The 17,276-nt window shown below is 61.1% G+C and carries 17 protein-coding genes; 1 reads left to right on the top strand and 16 read right to left on the bottom strand.

Annotated features, from left to right (window positions below; all coding sequences use genetic code 11):
* Nucleotides 1-28 precede the first annotated feature (28 nt).
* The 6 genes from QQ658_RS15130 to QQ658_RS15105 are packed head-to-tail and all read right to left on the bottom strand — an operon-like array spanning nt 29 to nt 10,733.
* Nucleotides 29-499, bottom strand: a complete 471-nt coding sequence (locus tag QQ658_RS15130; protein WP_286027193.1) for a DUF2746 domain-containing protein — start codon at nt 497-499, stop codon at nt 29-31.
* Nucleotides 500-3,391, bottom strand: coding sequence for a collagen-like triple helix repeat-containing protein (locus QQ658_RS15125; protein WP_286027192.1), 2,892 nt, complete (start codon nt 3,389-3,391; stop codon nt 500-502).
* Entirely contained in the window at nt 3,391-4,551 is a 1,161-nt protein-coding gene (locus QQ658_RS15120; protein ID WP_286027191.1) for a hypothetical protein, read from the bottom strand. Before QQ658_RS15120 ends, QQ658_RS15125 begins: the two co-directional genes overlap by 1 nt.
* Nucleotides 4,548-5,411, bottom strand: a complete 864-nt coding sequence (locus tag QQ658_RS15115) for a hypothetical protein (protein ID WP_286027190.1) — start codon at nt 5,409-5,411, stop codon at nt 4,548-4,550. Before QQ658_RS15115 ends, QQ658_RS15120 begins: the two co-directional genes overlap by 4 nt.
* Before the next feature lie 9 nt (nt 5,412-5,420).
* A complete protein-coding gene (locus QQ658_RS15110) occupies nt 5,421-6,923 on the bottom strand; it encodes a hypothetical protein (RefSeq protein ID WP_286027189.1) in 1,503 nt (500 codons plus the stop codon).
* On the bottom strand, nt 6,924-10,733 hold the full coding sequence (locus tag QQ658_RS15105; protein WP_286027188.1) for a peptidoglycan DD-metalloendopeptidase family protein: 3,810 nt from the start codon (nt 10,731-10,733) through the stop codon (nt 6,924-6,926).
* A gap of 48 nt (nt 10,734-10,781) precedes the next feature.
* Between QQ658_RS15105 and QQ658_RS15100 the strand changes: the two genes are divergently transcribed.
* Nucleotides 10,782-10,961 (top strand): hypothetical protein, encoded by a 180-nt coding sequence (locus tag QQ658_RS15100; RefSeq protein ID WP_286027187.1) that lies wholly within the window; start codon nt 10,782-10,784, stop codon nt 10,959-10,961.
* 3 nt (nt 10,962-10,964) lie between these two features.
* On the opposite strand, the gene QQ658_RS15095 is transcribed toward QQ658_RS15100, so the two are convergent.
* From QQ658_RS15095 to QQ658_RS15050, 10 genes are all read right to left on the bottom strand, one after another.
* Nucleotides 10,965-11,222, bottom strand: coding sequence for a hypothetical protein (locus QQ658_RS15095; protein ID WP_286027186.1), 258 nt, complete (start codon nt 11,220-11,222; stop codon nt 10,965-10,967).
* A gap of 98 nt (nt 11,223-11,320) precedes the next feature.
* Nucleotides 11,321-11,656: a hypothetical protein gene (locus QQ658_RS15090; RefSeq protein ID WP_286027185.1), complete on the bottom strand. Its 336-nt coding sequence runs from the start codon at nt 11,654-11,656 to the stop codon at nt 11,321-11,323.
* A 101-nt stretch (nt 11,657-11,757) separates the two neighbouring features.
* The gene (locus tag QQ658_RS15085) at nt 11,758-12,333 is read right to left on the bottom strand and encodes a hypothetical protein (RefSeq protein WP_286027184.1); all 576 of its coding nucleotides are present in this window, start codon (nt 12,331-12,333) and stop codon (nt 11,758-11,760) included.
* A gap of 12 nt (nt 12,334-12,345) precedes the next feature.
* Nucleotides 12,346-12,705, bottom strand: a complete 360-nt coding sequence (locus QQ658_RS15080) for a hypothetical protein (RefSeq protein ID WP_286027183.1) — start codon at nt 12,703-12,705, stop codon at nt 12,346-12,348.
* Entirely contained in the window at nt 12,702-12,947 is a 246-nt protein-coding gene (locus tag QQ658_RS15075) for a hypothetical protein (RefSeq protein ID WP_286027182.1), read from the bottom strand. The genes QQ658_RS15080 and QQ658_RS15075 overlap by 4 nt, the downstream gene beginning before the upstream one ends.
* Entirely contained in the window at nt 12,935-13,261 is a 327-nt protein-coding gene (locus QQ658_RS15070) for a hypothetical protein (protein ID WP_286027181.1), read from the bottom strand. Before QQ658_RS15070 ends, QQ658_RS15075 begins: the two co-directional genes overlap by 13 nt.
* A 4-nt stretch (nt 13,262-13,265) precedes the next feature.
* Nucleotides 13,266-13,655 (bottom strand): Gp19/Gp15/Gp42 family protein, encoded by a 390-nt coding sequence (locus QQ658_RS15065; protein WP_286027180.1) that lies wholly within the window; start codon nt 13,653-13,655, stop codon nt 13,266-13,268.
* A 3-nt stretch (nt 13,656-13,658) separates the two neighbouring features.
* Nucleotides 13,659-14,270 carry a hypothetical protein gene (locus QQ658_RS15060; protein WP_286027179.1) on the bottom strand — a complete coding sequence of 204 codons (612 nt, stop codon included), beginning with the start codon at nt 14,268-14,270 and terminating at the stop codon, nt 13,659-13,661.
* Nucleotides 14,267-16,309 carry a glycosyltransferase gene (locus QQ658_RS15055; RefSeq protein ID WP_286027178.1) on the bottom strand — a complete coding sequence of 681 codons (2,043 nt, stop codon included), beginning with the start codon at nt 16,307-16,309 and terminating at the stop codon, nt 14,267-14,269. Before QQ658_RS15055 ends, QQ658_RS15060 begins: the two co-directional genes overlap by 4 nt.
* Nucleotides 16,310-16,376: 67 nt before the next feature.
* Nucleotides 16,377-17,219: a DNA-3-methyladenine glycosylase gene (locus QQ658_RS15050; protein ID WP_353057974.1), complete on the bottom strand. Its 843-nt coding sequence runs from the start codon at nt 17,217-17,219 to the stop codon at nt 16,377-16,379.
* Between the last annotated feature and the right edge of the window lie 57 nt (nt 17,220-17,276).

Here is a 17,276-nt window from a genome sequence, read left to right as displayed (position 1 = left end):
ACGTGGCGGGCTCGGGTTGGTCGGATATTCAGTTGGTGCGTTTGCGGCCGATCGCTCGCCACATGCGTTGATGCTCGTCCCGGGCGTTACTGTCGATGGTCTGAATGCGCTCCGAATCTTGGCGGCGCTCTGCTCGCTCGTCCGACAGGTCGCGCTTGATGTCGCCGAGTTGGTGGCCCTGCGACGACTGGACGTCAGCCATCGACTGAACCTTGCCCTCGATGCTGGCTGTACGCCCGGCTATCGCCCGGATTTGCTCGGTGATCTCGTGCATCTGCGGCCCGAGCTTCGTGACCTCACCCGCGATGTCTTTGACTTTGTCGAGGTCGTCTCGCAGGTTGGTTTGGTGTGTGTTGGACACCTGGTCGCGGATTTCTCTGCCCTGCGCGTGGACCTTGCCGAGCATCACGAGCGCGGCTACCAGGAGCGCGCCCAGGGCGACCAGGATGGCGGCGGCATCGTTGATCAGGCCGACGACGGGCGGCTCCATGGGGATCATTTACGCCTCCGCTATCCACGAGCCACCGAAGACGAGCGTCCCGGTACCGCCGCCGGTCCACACATACAGCGAGTTGTCGTCGTCCGGGAAGATGGCTGCGTTACATCCGATGTTTCCGAAGTTCTCGCACACGTCGACTGCTACCTGGTGGCCTGCGGCTGGTCTATATCCGGCTGGAATGGTCCCCACTTTCGTCCAGCCCGCTGCCCATGTGCGGGACGGCGACCTGCCCCGCAGGGAAACAAGATTGCCGGTCTTGCACACTTGGATGTCCTCGACGAATATGCCGACCGCTGATGGGACTATTTTCCAATCTGTGAGATTGGCGGCGACAATCCCCCATTTGCCCCACTCGGTCAGCTTCTTGCTTCGGATATAGGTGACACCGTCGGGCGTGACCAACGTTTGCAAAAACCCTGATCTTGGAGTAATAAAAGTCGTTGGCGACAACAGCTCCACCCGCAGCATGAACCCGCCGGACACAGGAGAATTGGCAATCCCAACCGGATTTTCGGTAGTGACGAACCAACCGCGCTCCGTCTTATAATTCAGGTCCGTGCCATCAGGTAAATCACCAACCTGAGATGGGCTGGCGAACAACATCGAGCTGTTATTGCCTATATACAGTTTGCCGCCTAGCCCCACATCTTGGCTGGTATCTAGTCGCGGCGTGGTCATTTTGATGGTACCCAAGGCGGGATTCACGCCCAGCTTGCCAATCTGTGCGCCAACCTCGTCGGTCCACACAATATTAGCACCATCGGCGCTCGATATTCTAACCGAGCTTTGACCAAAGTTGCCGTCTATCACCACATCGTCGAGATAGCAGGGCAATGCCGGAGTGCTGGTATTATCAAGGCTTAATTCGGCTTTGATGATCACCCGGAGGGTGTTGGCGGCCACGAGTTTTACATTCTCGATATGGACCCAACCGGTGCCAAGATCACTGAGACTACTGCCACTCAAACTCAGCGAGGTAGACGGGTAATAGAAATTGCCTGACTCTTGGCTCCAATTCAGCACCTGAATCTTTGACTCAACAGCCCTTAAATCCCCATACGTCTTATAGTTCGGAATATATAGCCAGAAAGACAAGAGATAAGAAGATAGGGACGAGTTGAGACCGGTCAGTTCGATTTGAATCTTGGATTCATTCCGAATATATGACCCCGACCCGAGGGAATTGCCTACCGTGCGCTTGTGGCTCATGGTAAGGCTTTTGGTGCCAGTATGTGCTGTTGAGCTAACTCCTGGTGCCGAGAATCCCGACTCAATTACCTCCAGCCAACGATTAGGCTGCTTGAACGCGGTGGATATTACCCCAGACTCGAAACCCTCCTCGAAGTGTGTGGCGTCGCCGTCCTCCGCATTGATCGTCAGAGAGCCGCCGACCAGATTAGCTCCGACCGCGGTGAGGGCGCCGTCCGAACCGAGAATCGCCAAACTCTCGTTGCCGTCGGCGTCCGTCCCCTTCGCCACCACGCCACCCTGGTCGATGAGGACGCCTTGACCCTCATCGAAACCAGCGGTTTTGAATTGCCCCGACAGCAGCAGGTCTTGCACGTCGATCTCGCCTGCAGTAATCTTGCGCACCAATAGCTTTTCCAGTAGAGCTTCACTTGCGGTCACCTTGGGGGCCGTGATAGCCCCATCGGCAATGGATACCGTACCGGCGCTGCCAGGAACAAGGATCTGATCAGCCATGATGGTGTAGCTCGACCAAGCAGTCCCGTTGGAATACTTCAGCCCAATGAGCTGACCGGATGAGTTGGTGACTCCCCAGATCCGGCCAACAGCTTGGCCAGGGTCGGTTGTGGAGAACTTGATCAAACCCTTAGCTGAGGCATCCGCAAGGTTGGCGACCTCCATTGCCTGGCTTGCAGCAGTGTAAGAAGAGACCTTGCTCACATCTCCCCAGCTGAACGTTCCGTCCGTCTTCACTGTGAGGGGTGCGGACCACAAAGCTGTGCTTGTGGTGTAGGCAGGCTCCGTGATCGTCCAAGAGCCTCCCGGAGGATTGGCCGTGGGCTTTGCCGGGGCCCCAGCTCCAGCACCTGTCAGGATGTAGTAGGGCGTGATGGAGGACACTCCAGCTCCGTCTTTACCCGGAGCTCCCGGAGCCCCCGGAGTACCTGGAGTACCTGGAGCTCCATCTGAACCGATCTTCCCGACTGAGTAACTGTTCGTCGTGGAGTTGTCCGTGTAGGTGATGATGGTGCGTGTCCACAAGAATTGCGAGGCGCCGACAGCCGGGATCACGGTCTGCCAGGTGCCAGAGGGCACAACAGTGCCTGAGGTTGAGGCCTGATAGGCCACCGCCGAGGAAACGATCCCGCGCCCCGGAGCCCCATCATCGCCAGGGGCGCCCGCGTTGCCCGTCAGAAGCACCGGCGCCGAAACCGAAGAAGTGCCGTCGCCCTTCTCGGTAGTAACGCGCTCCCAAATGAAGGTGCCCGCAGTGCGAACCGGTGTGGTTGTTGACCAGCCGGTGGTGGGTGCGGTCGTCTCGGAGCTCGAAACCGCCCACTCGGTAACCACCTGCACAATGCCCTCCTGGAGGGCTCTCAGCGCGTCCTGAGCGGCCTGATCGGCTGCGGACTGTGCGGCCTGCACGTCGTCAGTGATCGTCGCGACCTCAGAGGCGATCTGCTCCGCCTTCTCCGAAACAACAGTCAGGCGCTCGGCCTCGTTTTTGACCGTCCGGTCAATAACAATCTCGTTACCGTCAGCATCAACCTGGCCGGTCGGCACCGTCCACACCATGTCGCCGCGCTTGCCGAGGTCCTTCACGCCGGCGGGCGCGGTCTGCTTAGCCTGCGCCTTCGAGATACGCGAGGCCAGACGACGAGCCACCTCACGCGTATCAGGATTCAAATTGACGCGCTGCACCATCAGTCCTCCTGAAGTTCGACCGTGTACGTGGATGCGCCGACCGTGCCCGAGCGGTTAATGCACCGCCACGGCTTCGTAGCCTTGGGGATCGACCACCAGCGGGTGTCCGGCACGAGCATGCACGCGTCACCCGTCCACCAGCGTGAGACGCCAGCCGACGGATCATCGCAGGCGAGACTGATCGGCACCTGCACCGTGGGCTTGGCTTTCGCTGCGACGTCGGCGTCCGTGTGCTGCTGCACCAGCTCGGCGTTATCGACGCCACCGTCAGCCATCACCGACTCAAGAACCGGCAACCGATACCGGATCGAATCCTCAGCGGTCGCGATCGCGATAATCTGCCCGGCACCCTCACCCGACCCGTAGCCGTAGACACGCGTGGAGGGCGTCCACGCAACCTTGGGGCCGACGCTGGTGATAGTGGAGTGCGGCGCCGTCATGTCGATGCGCGGCATCCGCTCCTGCCCGATATACGGGCTGACCGTCGATCCGGCAACCATGCGCCACCGGATACGGGAGCCCTCCTCGCCCGGCATCCACTCCGGGCGGAAAGCGATGTCCGGGCCGTTGATGACCTCGGTCATCTCCGTGAGCCGTTTCCACAGCCCGTTGTTCTGCAAATTCCAGGGCTCCATGTCCCGGTAGTTCGCGGTTCCGTCAGCGTCCGGCATGCCGTCCACGATCGGTAGGTATCCGTTGCGCTGGATGCTCTGCTGCACGTACAGCCAGGCGAGTCTGGAGAGGTTGCCGGCCGACAGTTTGACGTTGCCGCCCTTCGCGAGAGCCTCACCATCCGGATAGTTTTTGTCGAGCACGATCCACTGATTGAGCAGCGCCTCAATGCCCTGAGCGGACAGGTCGACCGTGAGCAGCTTCTCGGCCGGGGGTGCGGTGATCGGCCCGGCAGTGAGCGGCTGCCCGTCGTAGCAGACCAGCAGACCGTTGGACCACGGGAAGATTGAGCGTTCCCAGTATTCGCGCAGCACGTCCGGCAGATCACCGCCGTCCACACGACGCCGCGGCAGACCGTACTTCGGGACGGTCGCTTTGCACTCGGGGATTCCGTTCAGCGGACCATCCGACCACGTCGCAGCGGTCGGACCGATCCTGGCCACCACCTGCCCGGTGAGCGTCTCAATCAGATGCACCGACCAGCTCACTGGATTGCGCCCTTATCCCAAATCTGGATGCCGGCATCAACCCCGGAAACAAACCGGTACGGCTTCGAGCCCCACGCGAACACCTCCGTGTAGGTGATCGTGTTCTGCGTGTTCGCGGCCACCTGGAGCGGGAGAATGAATGTCTTAGGTTCCCACGCGTCCGTGTACTCGGCCGCGAAATCAAACTTCGAGACTCCGTTGAGTTTGATGCGGTGCTTGTAGATGCCCCGATCCCACTTGTACGGGTCGTTGTATCGGGCGGTCGAGATGGACTGCGTGATGCGCAGCTCTAACTCCCGGTCGGTCGGGAAGATCGGCAGGGTGCCCTGAAAAGCGGTCCACTCCGGCCCGTCGTAAGGCACGTCCTGGCCGTAGTCGTCTCTCCATTCGGCGATCTTGCCGGTCGACGCCGTAACAGGCAAAGCGAAACGCTGCGCTTTGTCGACCCCCATCTGCGCGGTCGATGTCGCACCGGCAGGCACGAGCGCGGACGCGATAGTGGTGCCCGGCGTGGCCATCTCCGACCCGATCCGCACCTGACCGACCAGATCGCCATTGGTGCCTGTTGTGGCCGTGACATAGATGTAGTCCCGGCGTGAACCGGTCGCAGGGGCCGGAAGCGCAGCGATCGTGCCCGACTCCAGCGGCACCTCCACAGCGAGCCCGACACCGGTGGACACAACCACAGCGCCGGCCTTGTAGTGCCACAACATGTCATTGCCGCCGACAACCTGGCAGCCCGCAATGATGCCAGGGTTGCCCCAGCGTGATCCGAGCAGCCGCTGCATCCCGTCCGGGGTGGTGCCCCGGATGTCGCCGGATGCAGTCTCGATCGGTGCGAGCCCAAGCGGATATCCCATGTCTCTCTCCTAAATCCAGGTGTCTCGTACCGTGGCAAGCGCGCTACCGGTGCCGCCCTGCAACGTCTCCAAACGGACCGTGATCGAACCGTGCGGGGGTACACCAAACCAGTCGGCACGCGACAGCTGCACACTGCGATCGAGCCCGTTGACCGTCACTGTGCCGCCCATATCGACCGTCACCGGCACCGTTTTTGAGCAGGCGCCGACCCACTCGACCACATGCTCGCCGTCGGTCAGCCGGAAGCCGGAGCCGTCATCCACCTCAACGGTGAACGTCGGGTAGGCGGTCGCGTTGCCGTCGTTGGTGAGTTGACGCTGCACATTGCGGGCGGCGCCGAAACTCAGGATCGAGGGGCCGCGCGTCACCTCAAACTCGATCGACTCCGACGCATCCGGTGTGCCAGCCCAGGCGTAACGATGCTCGGGAGTGGACGCCTTCGCACCGTCGAAATAGTCACCAAGCACATCCGACTGCTCGATCAGGCAGGCGTCCAGGTCCAGAGTGGTACCAGCAGGGAAGTCGGTCACGGCGGCTGCGTACAAAAACACTTGCGCATTAGTGGTAGTCGCGGGTGCATTACTTGACACCGAAAGCCGCACCCACTGCCCAGCCCGCACCAGCTGAGGGTCGCCGTACTCTTGCTTCAGATTGCCGACCACTGGGGCGGTCTGCTTCAAGAAGCGCAGCGCCGCTCGTATGGAGATATCAATCGACGTACGGACGTAGATCGACCCCGTATACGTCACACCCTCAGCCGCCCCGAACGCGGACGGGTCGGTTATAGCCAAATGCAAACCTGTTGCCGCCCTACCTGCGCCTGACGGGCGGATTTGCGACACATACCCAGAGCCGGACGGCACACCACCGTCTGCAACGACGATGGCACGAGTTGCAGCGACGCCCCAACCGTTCTGGCTCGCTCCCGCACTGACAGACGCATCACCAACCGCACGCGACGCCGTGGTGCGCGGGTAGACCATCAGATTCCGGCGGGACTCGCGGGTGGTGACCTTCGGCGCAAACAGAGGGTATTGCAAACCCACACCAGAGCCCACCGGATGCAGCAATGTTTGACGCGGGGAGCCGTAAAGGTGAGGGTCGGGGGCGAAAAGGGGGAGCTGCCAATCTGCGACAGACTCCTCGTCGTTGAACACGGCGGACACCTTCGGCTGGCCGTCCAAGACAACCTGGCACGTGCGAACGGCTCCGTCGCGATCCTCCTCAAGCGTGCCGAGCTGCTTGTCGCTGAAAAGGCCCGGTATGCGCGCGAGCGCAGACTTAACCTGATCTTCAGACCCGACCAAGGTCCCCTCAAGCGTGACCTCACGGCCAGGGCGCCGCATGTTTCCGATTGCGGCGCCGTCACCAAGAAGATCCTCCTTGGTCAGCTCTGAGCTTGTCCCGTCGAGCCCGGCGGCATCGGTCAGGACGCCGTCCTGCAAGTCCGTATGATTCGCGGACGCATGCAGGACGACCCCCAGCCCGTCGGTCACTTTGATCGAATACACCTAAACCACCTCTCGCAAACCCCACAGCAGGTCGTCGAGATCGCGGCGAACGCTGCGATCGTCCTCCTTGTAGGTGGGCGAAAATACGACGGTGGTCCCGCGGCCCAAACGCTTGGATTCATCGGCGTCGTAGACGCGCTCCCCGCCCTCGAAATCCACCAGCTCCGGGCCGTTCTCACCCACCCATGCGAGACCCCGGCGCGCATTATTGGTGCCGGTCGCGTACCCGACATATCCGCCGCCATTGCGAACCGAGACAACACCCGGCACATTGTTCGGCCCGCCATAGCGTGCCTGCGAATACCGGAAGAATGCGAGAATCTGATCGACCGGATTCAGCCAATTGTTGTGTCCCGGCCAGGCGTACGCATCAAACGTCGGCTGGATAAACTGCATCAGCCCCTTCGACGGAATACCCGCCGCCGCATTTGAATCCCAATCGTTGGCAGCATTCGGATTCATGCCCGACTCGTTCTGCGCCACAATCTGAGCCGCATCCCGATACTGCGCGTAATTGGCTCCGGCAACAGCTATCGCAGCCGACCACCAATTATCGAAACTGCCGTCCGAACCACTGAAGCTGAAGATCGAAGCAATCTTCGATTGCACCCAGTCCACGGCCGCGTTGATCAGGCTCGTTCCGGCACCCTTCACCATGCTGGTGAACGGATTGTTGGACAGCTCGTCCATGATGCCGAGGAATCCCTTGATCTTGTCGATGATGCCGAGCACGTCGAACCCGCCACCCGAAATCGCACCATCCAAAAGCTGGTTCGGGTCCATTGACGCACCGGAGGCGTCCTTCGCGCCGAAATGCAGGTGCGGGCCCGTGGATGCGCCGGTAGATCCGACGAGACCGAGGATCGCCCCGGCGGCTATCTGCTGGCCTGCCGAAGCAATGATCGACGACAGGTGCCCGTAGAAGGTGCTGAAAGCACCCGAGTTGATCTCGACGTAGTTGCCGTAGCCACCATTCCAACCAGCACGAACAACCATGCCCGAGGCGGCTGCCTTGACCGGCGTCCCCGACGGGACCGCCATATCGATGCCGTCATGCATCTCCGCGCCATAGAACGGCCCGTTACGGTAGCCATACCCCGACGAGACGGTGTACCCGTCGACCGGAACCACGACGCCGCCGTTCGCATACCCGCGCCACAGCCGCATCGACTCGACCGCCTTGACGCCACCATGGGCAGCGATGTCATCCTGAGACCAGACAATCTCGCCCGCATGCACCGTGCCCGCCGGCTGATACTTGCCGCCAGGCCCTGTGTAGCCACCAGACCAATAGTCGGCCTCAAAATGCGGCACCGTGACAGCGTCAACACCAAAGACTCCAGCAACATCGTTATAGGTCTCCACCAGGGGTGCAACCACCCGGTTGATCACAAACTCAACCGGCTTCGCAGCGATGCCCTTGATGGCAGTCCACGCAGTATCAATACCGTCACGCATCGCCTCAAAGGCGCCGACGACGTTATCCTTGAATCCCGTGAAGGCCGGGACGATCGTGCCTTGGAACCAATCCACGACCGGCTGCACGATGTTGTAGCGGATCCAATCCCAGGCGAGACCGATCCCGTCGCGCACGGTGTTGAAGACGCCAACTATCGTGTCGCGCCAGAATGTAAATGAATTGACGACGACCCCGACCAGCCAGTCGATTACCGGCTGAATAATGTTGTACTGAATCCACGACCAGACGGCAGAAATCTGATCCCGCACCCACGTGAACGCCGTCGATATGGCGTTCACAACAGTCTGAATGATCGGGAATGCAGTGTTTTGGAACCAGCCCACCACGGCGCCGATAACCGTCTGAATACCATTCCATACCGGCTCGATAATGATGTGCCACAGCCAGTCGAACACCGGGGCGAGAACCGTCTCAATGACGGTCTTCCAAAACTGGATGATCACCACAACAGCGGTCACTGCGATAGCGATCGCCGTCTTGATGGCAGTCCACACCGGCTGAATAATGTTGTCGTTCAGCCACGACATGGCGGTGCCGATCGCATTCCAAGCAGTCTGGAATGCGGGGATCACCGTGCCGGTCACCCAATTGACGACAGCGCCGATCGCGTCCCGTATCGCCCCGAACACGTTCTGCACAAGATTGCGGAACGGCTCCACATTGTTGTAGGCCCAGATCAGGCCAGCAACCAGGGCAGCGATAGCGGCGATAGCCAGACCGACAGGGTTCGCGGCCATCGCCGCGGTGACAGCCTTGATAGCCAAACCGAGCTTCGACACCACACCCGTGACCGTGGAGATAATCGAGGTAATCCCGGAGAAAGCCTTAAACGCCCCAACCCCGACGAGCAGGCCGGCAGCGAGCGTGCTCACCAGGCCCGTGTTCTGCGAAATCCAGTTCGCGAACGATTCGATCACCGGCAGGATCGCGGTGATCACACTCGACGCCAGCGTGATACCAGTAACCAGCAGCGGCATCACCGAGGAAGCAAGATCGGCGCCGACAGACACCAGCATCGGCAGAATCCCGAGCACCGCACCCAAAGCAGGCATCAACGCGTTCAGGACGCCGGGCAGAGCATCGGCGATCGCCTGAACGAACGGGGCGATCGCGTCACCAACCTGCCCGAACGCCCCACCCATCTGCGTGGCCACGCTTCCAACAATCTGGAAGGCGGACGACAGGGCGGGTCCTGCAGCCTGCAACAGTTCACCAAGCGCACTACGCAGCGGCTCAGAGCTGGCGACCATGGACGCGAACAGGCCGACAACCAGGCCGACAGGGCCACCAAGCTTGGCGAACTCAGGCCCGAGAATCGGTATCCCCTTGAGCAGCGGGGCGAGTGCTGAAGCCGCCGCACCAATTACCGGTGCAAGGCCCGCGAATACGCCCGTAAACCCAGAGATGTTCACCTGGCCGCCGGATATCGTGTTACTAACGCGCTCCAGCCCGCCAGCCAAGCGTTCCGCACCGGCCAGGGCGGACTCACTGAAGCTGTCAAACAAGGGTTGAAGGGCTGTCGTCAACCCATCAATGACCGGGATGAGCGCGACACCCACGACACGGATCGCTTCGAGGGCAGGTGTGGCCCCAGCGGCACCCAAACGGCTCAAGGCTGCTTGAACGTTCGCCATCGCGCCAACAAACGTGTCGCCGCCAGCGAGTGCAGCGCCGCCCAGACCTGCCTCCATCGCGGCCGCGAACGTCTCGAAGTCGATCTGACCCTTCGACACCATGTCGGACACGTCCGCCGAGGTGACACCCAGCTGATCCGACAAGAACTGGAGAACGGGCACGCCCGAGCTCATGAGCTGGAGCATGTCGTCGCCCTGCAGCTTGCCGCGGGCGGCGACAGACCCGAAGATCGTGCCGATGTCGGTGAGAGAGCGGCCCGAAATCTGGGCGGTGTCGGCGACAGTCTTCAGCACATTGGTCATATGCTCGCCCGACTGGACGCCGGCAGCCGACAAAGACGCGGCGACGGTCGCGGCGTCACCGAGCCCGTAAGCGGTACCCTTCACCGAGTCCAGGGCCGACTTCATGATCCCGGACACCGAGTTGGCGTCGTGACCCAAGCCGGTCAGCTTGGCCTGCGCATTCTCGATACTCAGCGCACGGTCAATGCCGCCCTTCGCGGCCAGACCAGCAACAGCCCCACCCACCGTGGCCAGCGCGGCGCCGCCGATCTTCGCCACACTCGTGAACGCACCCGAAATGCTGGAAGTCATCTTGGTGGTGTTGACCCCACCAAGCTCCTTCTCAACCGAGGCGCGAACGCCCTTCATGCTGGGAGAAATCTGAATCCAGGCCGTACCGAGATCGAGAGCCATGACACCTCCCGGGCATGAAAAAACCCGCAGCCAGTTAGGATGTGGGTCATGGGTAAGCAGAAGACCAAAGTTGTTCGGTTGTTTATGGGCAAGAGGCTGGGTGGCGGTAATGACGCCAAGAAGCTGGCCAAATTCAAGGCCGATGGCTGGGAGGTCATCAGCGAGGTTGCTGACCAGACTTGGACTGGCCAAAACAACGGCTACATCACGTACACACTCTCGAAGTAGCTGTTAAGTGCTGCGCTGCTGCAGCGCCTCGGCTTTCCGGACGAATCGTTCTTGTTGTTCGCGTTGCTTGTCCCGCCAGCCGACCTCGGGCGGCTTGGGTTGCGGGATCTTCTTCCCTGCCAGTGAGGAGCGGATCGCCCAGCCTTCCTCGTGGATGGCTACTTCTTCATGGGACCAGTAGCCGTTCCCGCCGACAGCACGCGCCAGGTTCGATCCCGGCGGAAGCTGGGAGATGAGCACCCACGCTTTGCGTGGGGTCATCCGTCCCCGATACAGGTCGAGCATGTCCACGCCGTAGACGCGTTGCAGGTCGGCTTCGATCTCCTGCCCGAACTCCGCCAGAAGCCCGGGCAGGCTGATCAGTTTCCCGCTTGAATGGCCTCAAACAGGCCGTTGAGCCACTCGTTCACAACATCCATGCCGAGCCGCTTGTTGTCGCCCTTCAAATGCTTCAACACGGAAGCCTTCTGATCCCCGACAATCAGATTGAACATGGCGAACGGCGCGCCGGCGTTGGCCTGCTCCAGCAGCTCGAAATCGTTCACCGCGTCCCTCTCAAACCGAAGATCGAACCCGTCGTAGGTGATCTCCACGAACTCATCCTCGGACGCTTCAACCTTCGCCGCATGATCGGCGGGCATTTTCGCCCCGGCAGCTTTCGCGGCTTCCTTCGCAGTGGTCTTCTTCTCAGTCATGATCGTTTTTCCTCTCGCATGAAATGTTGTGGTGGTCTCTCGCTTAGGGGTTTGGGCCCGGCCCTGCCGTGCGAGAGAAACGACAGGGCCAGGCAGACTAGCTAGCTGCCCGTGGTGTTCAAGGCATCCAGGATCTGCGGCGCGTTCGTGAGCACGTCGAAGTCCTTCAACACACCCAGGTTGTGAGCCCAGGCCGAGATTTCGCCCGCCTTGAACGCAACATCGGAGCGCTCACCCAGCGCAAGCAGCGGGAAAATGTACCGATACTGCACGCCGGGATGCTCCGTATCAAACGTGTCCCAAACACCGCACAGCTTCTCAATCTTGCGGTTCTTCTTCGCATGGATCCGCGCGTACTCGCCCACCCGTTCCGCGGTCGCGGACAGATTCCACAAAATGATGTCGAGCTTGGTTTCCAGCACGGTCGCCGTCAGCGAAGTTTTGGACTCATCCATGAACTGGGTGACCTCGGCGTGGCCCTGATGCCCGGTAATCGACTTCACCGAATCATCCATCCCCAACGCCGCCCCATCATCCGACAGCCACCCGCACTCGGTGAGAGTATCGGGAACCTCAGAATCCAAGGTGAGCGAATCCAGGTCGACGGTGTACGGGCCCAAATAGAGCGCATCATCATCCGAACCAAAAATATGAACATTGCTTACATCAACAGCCATTGGTCTGCCTCCTTAACGGCAAAGAGTTGTGAGTTGATAGGTGGCCGAATATCTGGGTGAAGCCGTGTCAGGATCCGGATTGTCGGCCGGCGTGGACCCCTGCACGTGAGAGACGGGAACATCTGATTGCGGCAGGCTGTGCATGGCCTCATCTACCGAGTTAGCCACCTGCCAGGCGTTCTGCGTCGAGATGGAATACGAGTCGATCGTGAACTGGACGTGCTGCTGAACCCGATTCGATCGGCCCTGCCCGCCCGTAGCGATCACCCGAACAAACTCGGGTTCATTCTCCGGCCGTGTCGACACCACCCGGACCCCGATCGCGTCCGCAAGATACGCGGAAATGAGCTTCTTCAGATCGGGTGGCTTCATAGGCCTTCACCCACAGCCTTCTCGATCGCGTGATCCTTGGCCTGCTTCAGCTTCGCCTTCGCAGAGACCGCGCGCACATAGGCGCGGGAACGATCCCCCTTCGTGGACACATCGGCCTCGAAACCGTCACCGCAACGGCCCTTCACCGTGTTCCCGGCCGAGCGGACCGCGCTGGTCACATCGGTGCCCTTCAAAAACTGGGCGATCTTCGCGTGGTTCAGTTCCACATTCACTTTCGCCATGTTTTCGCCTCCACAGCCTTCAACGTCACCGATAGGCCCATCGGCCAATCTGCTGGCTTTCCCTCCACCGTGTATTTGGTGCCGTCAATGACCAGCACGTCGGTGGCTACCACATCCGGACGTTTATCCGGCCAGTAGACGGTTGGCTGGGTGATGACCGGGGTTGCTCCCGGCTCGACCGGCTCCGAGGTGCCGCCGGGCGCAAACAGGGCGTCAGGTAGGGGTGTGGACGAGATTGCCCCAGACCCGATAATCGGGTCGCCGTAGTCGTCATGCTCGGGCTCAGATTCACGCAACCGGACAACCGGAACCATCCACTCATCCATCACGCGAACCCTTCAGTAGGTCAACCTCAAACGCGCCCTGACCACCCAGGCCGAGACGCTTCCAATGCACTTTCGTGAAACTCAACGAGCCGACCGACGTGGCGTACTGGAAGGTTTTCTGGAACGGCCCGGTGGTTTGCTGAATGCTGTTGACGCCAACACCGGGGCCGGCCTGCGCGTAGGCGACCATGTCGCACACAATGTCGGCCACCAGATTGTGGTCCACCCTCCCATCCGCAATCAGCTGGTCGATGTCGTAGCCGCGCGCCGTAGTTTCGGCCCGGACGATCCGGGACGCCCTGGCCAGCATGGCGTCCAGATGATCGAACGGCGCGCCAAAACCGTTGGACGTGTAATAGTCGGCTGTCGCGAACGGCTCCATCGGTTACCCCCTGAATCGGATCGCATGCCGTGGGACGAAGTCCTCCGGCTGGTCCACCACACGCTCATCGTCCCGATGGTCGACCAGGCTCGGATGCGTATACGCGATCTTTTCGCCGCGCTTCCGGGCCCAATGAGTGATCGCCTCATCGGTCGGCGACGGGTCGCCTGCCAAGTAATCGAGTAGTGATCCGGCAATGCACTGAGGGATCGCCAAACCGACCGCATGCCATAACGCGTCAGCGAAAATCCACCTATCGCCGCGGGCGTCAGCGCGATCAATCAGGGCCTGGACTCTCGGACCCTGAACGCTCGGCGATGTACCCGCCCAACGACCGGTACCCAAATACAGGGACACGATCTCCGGGCGCATCCTGGCCACCAAATAGTCGTCCAGGGCGCTCCGGAAACCAGTGCAGGGGATCGCGTCATCCTCCAGCATCACCAGCACGTCAGCGCCCGTCCCAGCCAGCCTTCTGAGGGTTTCCTGATGATTGACGCGCTCGCCATATCCGCCGTCGTCGACCTGCAGAACCTCGGCGCCCACCTCGGTTGACAGCCGCATCGCCTGCTCTAAGCGGGATAAAACCGCGACCACGCCGACAGCGATTCTCATCTCGGGTTCGCCCGCTTCCATGCCGTATATCGGGAGTCGTTCTCGAACTTCTTCACGCCGTACTTGTCCTCAAACAGGCGGACCATTCCCCACGTCAGCTCGTCGGGGACGCTGGTGCCTGCCGTTTTCGACGTCAGATGTTTCACCCTCGCGGCCGACACCAGCATGGGTTTCACGCCGACAGCCCGCGCCTGCTCAATGACAACGTCGTCTGCGCACCAAAAAATGAAGTCCTCGTCCAGCCCGTGTAGTTCCTCCCACAGGCTGCGTTTCATCATGAAACACCAGCCACAGAAATGCCGACCGTTCGTCCAGCCGGACTCGTTGACGGTGAAGCCGCGCTGACGGTCGTCGCCCGGATTGACCGGGGAAACAAGCTCATGGTCGGCTGCGAGAAGCTCCGCGAGCCAGTCGGGCTCGAACTCCAGGTCATTGTTGGCGAACACGACCCAGGGGGCGAAACCTCGCCTGGCTCCGTTGTTCATGAACTTGTTGTAAGCGAATGGTCCTGGCATGTGGACGGTCGTCGCGCCCCGATAGCGGACGCCCTCAGTCTGTTCAATGACGATCACGTTGATCACGAGCGGATCGGGATTGCGTCCAGCATTCTCGCGGGCCGTGTCGATGGTGTGCTGCGTCATCTCGCGCAACTTTGCGGTGTCGGCCTTCGACAGGATCACCAGGTCGGCGGTTGGCTTCCGGGTCGCGTTCCCGATACGGGACTGCGCCTCGTTGACGACCCGTGTTTCGGATTGCGACGGCACATAGTCGTAGTGGTAGAGGACGCGATCGATCTTGTGCTCGGACAGCAGCAGGGGCCTTAGCCGTGCTGCGTACTCCGAGTCCTCGCCGAAACTCTTGTCCGGGAACGGCGACCTTGAAGCGAGATCCCGGCGGACCATGCAGATGTGGTTCGGGATGCGGTGGAATTCGTTCGCGATGTTCTCGTTATGCTCATATTCGAGCCCGTATTTGCAGACGGTCGGGCTTCCGCCATCAGTGGAGACCGAGACGTGGAAAGTGATCACGTCGGCGCCGGAATTGGCAGCCTCAAGTAGGGCTACGAGATAGTCGTCTTCGAGCCGGTCATCGTCGTCAACGAACACGACGTAGCGGCCGCGCGCGAGGTTGATCATGTCGTTGCGCTTCTGCCCGAGCGAGACGCCCTTCGCATCGACGAGAGTCAGGATCTCGATCCGGCTCCGGTCGACATCGGACAGTGCCTCGTGCTGGCCGTAGAGCTGATCGAGAATTGAGGGCAGGAAAGTGTCTCGCCGTGATGCTACGGACGGCACCAGCACGCTCAAAACCGGGCTGGCTTCCGTCGCCACATGCTCGCGGTAGGGAACAAACTCTGCAGAGTCTTTGCGTGCCTCCAGTAGGTCTGCGCGCCAGACACGGCGCACATCCTCAGATACTGAAGACTCCACGCTGCCGTGCTCGTCCAGAGCCTCGAAGATGCGGCCATGGTGCACGTCCTGGAACTCGCAGCGCGACAAACCGGCGTTGTGGGCACGGCGCAGAAAATCGGAATCCTCGCCGCCCCAGACGCCGGCACCCCACCAGCCGCCGATGCGGTCAATAACCGAACGCTCGGCGTAGACGAGGCAACCGTGCGGCCACGAATAGCCGAGCACGTCGTCGTCCTGATAAACCGGATCGCCCCACATGTAGCAGGCGATCGGCTCAGGGCTCGACAGGTACGGCTCGGCCCAGCCATCTACGAGAGGGTAGGTGTCGTCGTCGGCAAGAAAGAGATCGGTGCAACCGGCATCCATGAGCGCCGCGATACCGGCATTCTTGGCCGCGGCCACGCCCCGATTCTCGGAGAAGCGGATTAGCGTGGCCCAGATCGGCACATCGACGGGCACCTCGCTCGCGTCGTCAACCACGACCAAGGTCACGCCGATGGGCAGATGCTTAATCCAGGCCGCGAGCGACTTACTGTACGCGTCGCGGCGATTGCGGGTGGTGATTGCCACACCGATCTTGCGTGGACGTGCCGGCGCATAATCGACGCCGTCAACCTGGATGCGCATTGCCCTGCCTCACGTAGGGGCACCCTGGCGTCCTATCGCGCCAGGGTGCCTGTTTTGGGTGGATCGATTAGCTGCCGGTGTTGCTGCTGACGATCGCGAAGCGGTCCACGAAGACGTACCAGGCGTAGAGGATTTCTGCGCGCAGCGCGACCTCGTTATGGCCCTTGAGGTCCTGACCGGAGTTGTCCGGGTCGCCGTACGGAATCACGGTGAAAGGGATCTGCTTCTGGATGCCCCAACGGATGCCCTGATTGAAGTCGCCCACGATGGCGCGAACTCCGGTGTCGGCCGAGTCCGGCTTGCCCGACACAGTGTTGGACACCGACGCGCGCAGTCCCTGGAACTGGGTTACGTCAACCGACAGTCCGAAATCAGGGAACTTCTTCCGGTCGTCTGGGTAACGGGCAGTGGCGATTTGCCAGGCGTAGGACGGGTCCATAGCCACACCAGTCGGCAGCACGTCCGAATTGATGACCAACCCGGCCGCCGCCTCGATCTCCTTGTCGGGATCGCTGCCAGCAGTGACGCGCATAGTCGTCGCACCGAGGTAATTGGTCCACGCGGTGATCGCGGTGCCGCTGAGAGGGTTGATTCGGTGGTATGCGCCGAAATCAAGTGCACGAGCCAGGGCTCGTGATGCCTTCTCCGAGAACTTCTGGAGGATCCCGATCTTGTAGTCGTCGTCCGCCCAAAGGAATTCATCCGAGGTGCGGTAGGTGACCTGCGTCTTATGAGGGACGGCGGTCACAAACTCGGGCTTGATGTCCTGCGACGCCTTTGCACCGCGCTCCTCGACGAATTGCGCCTTAGGGTCAGCATCGAAGGTGACGATGTTCACGTTTCCGAAGCGCATCGCTTCGGACGCAGACAGAGCGGCGATGGTGGAGCCGTACTTCACCTTTTCGACCATTCCGTCAGCGATTTGGTTGGGCAGAATGCCCGAGAGGTCGGCGGTAGTTGCGACCAT

It is taken from the genome of Propionimicrobium sp. PCR01-08-3 (assembly GCF_030286045.1).
Lineage (GTDB): Bacteria > Actinomycetota > Actinomycetes > Propionibacteriales > Propionibacteriaceae > Brooklawnia.
Note: the sequence above shows the minus strand (reverse complement) of the source record. Positions and strands in the feature narration are given on the sequence as shown.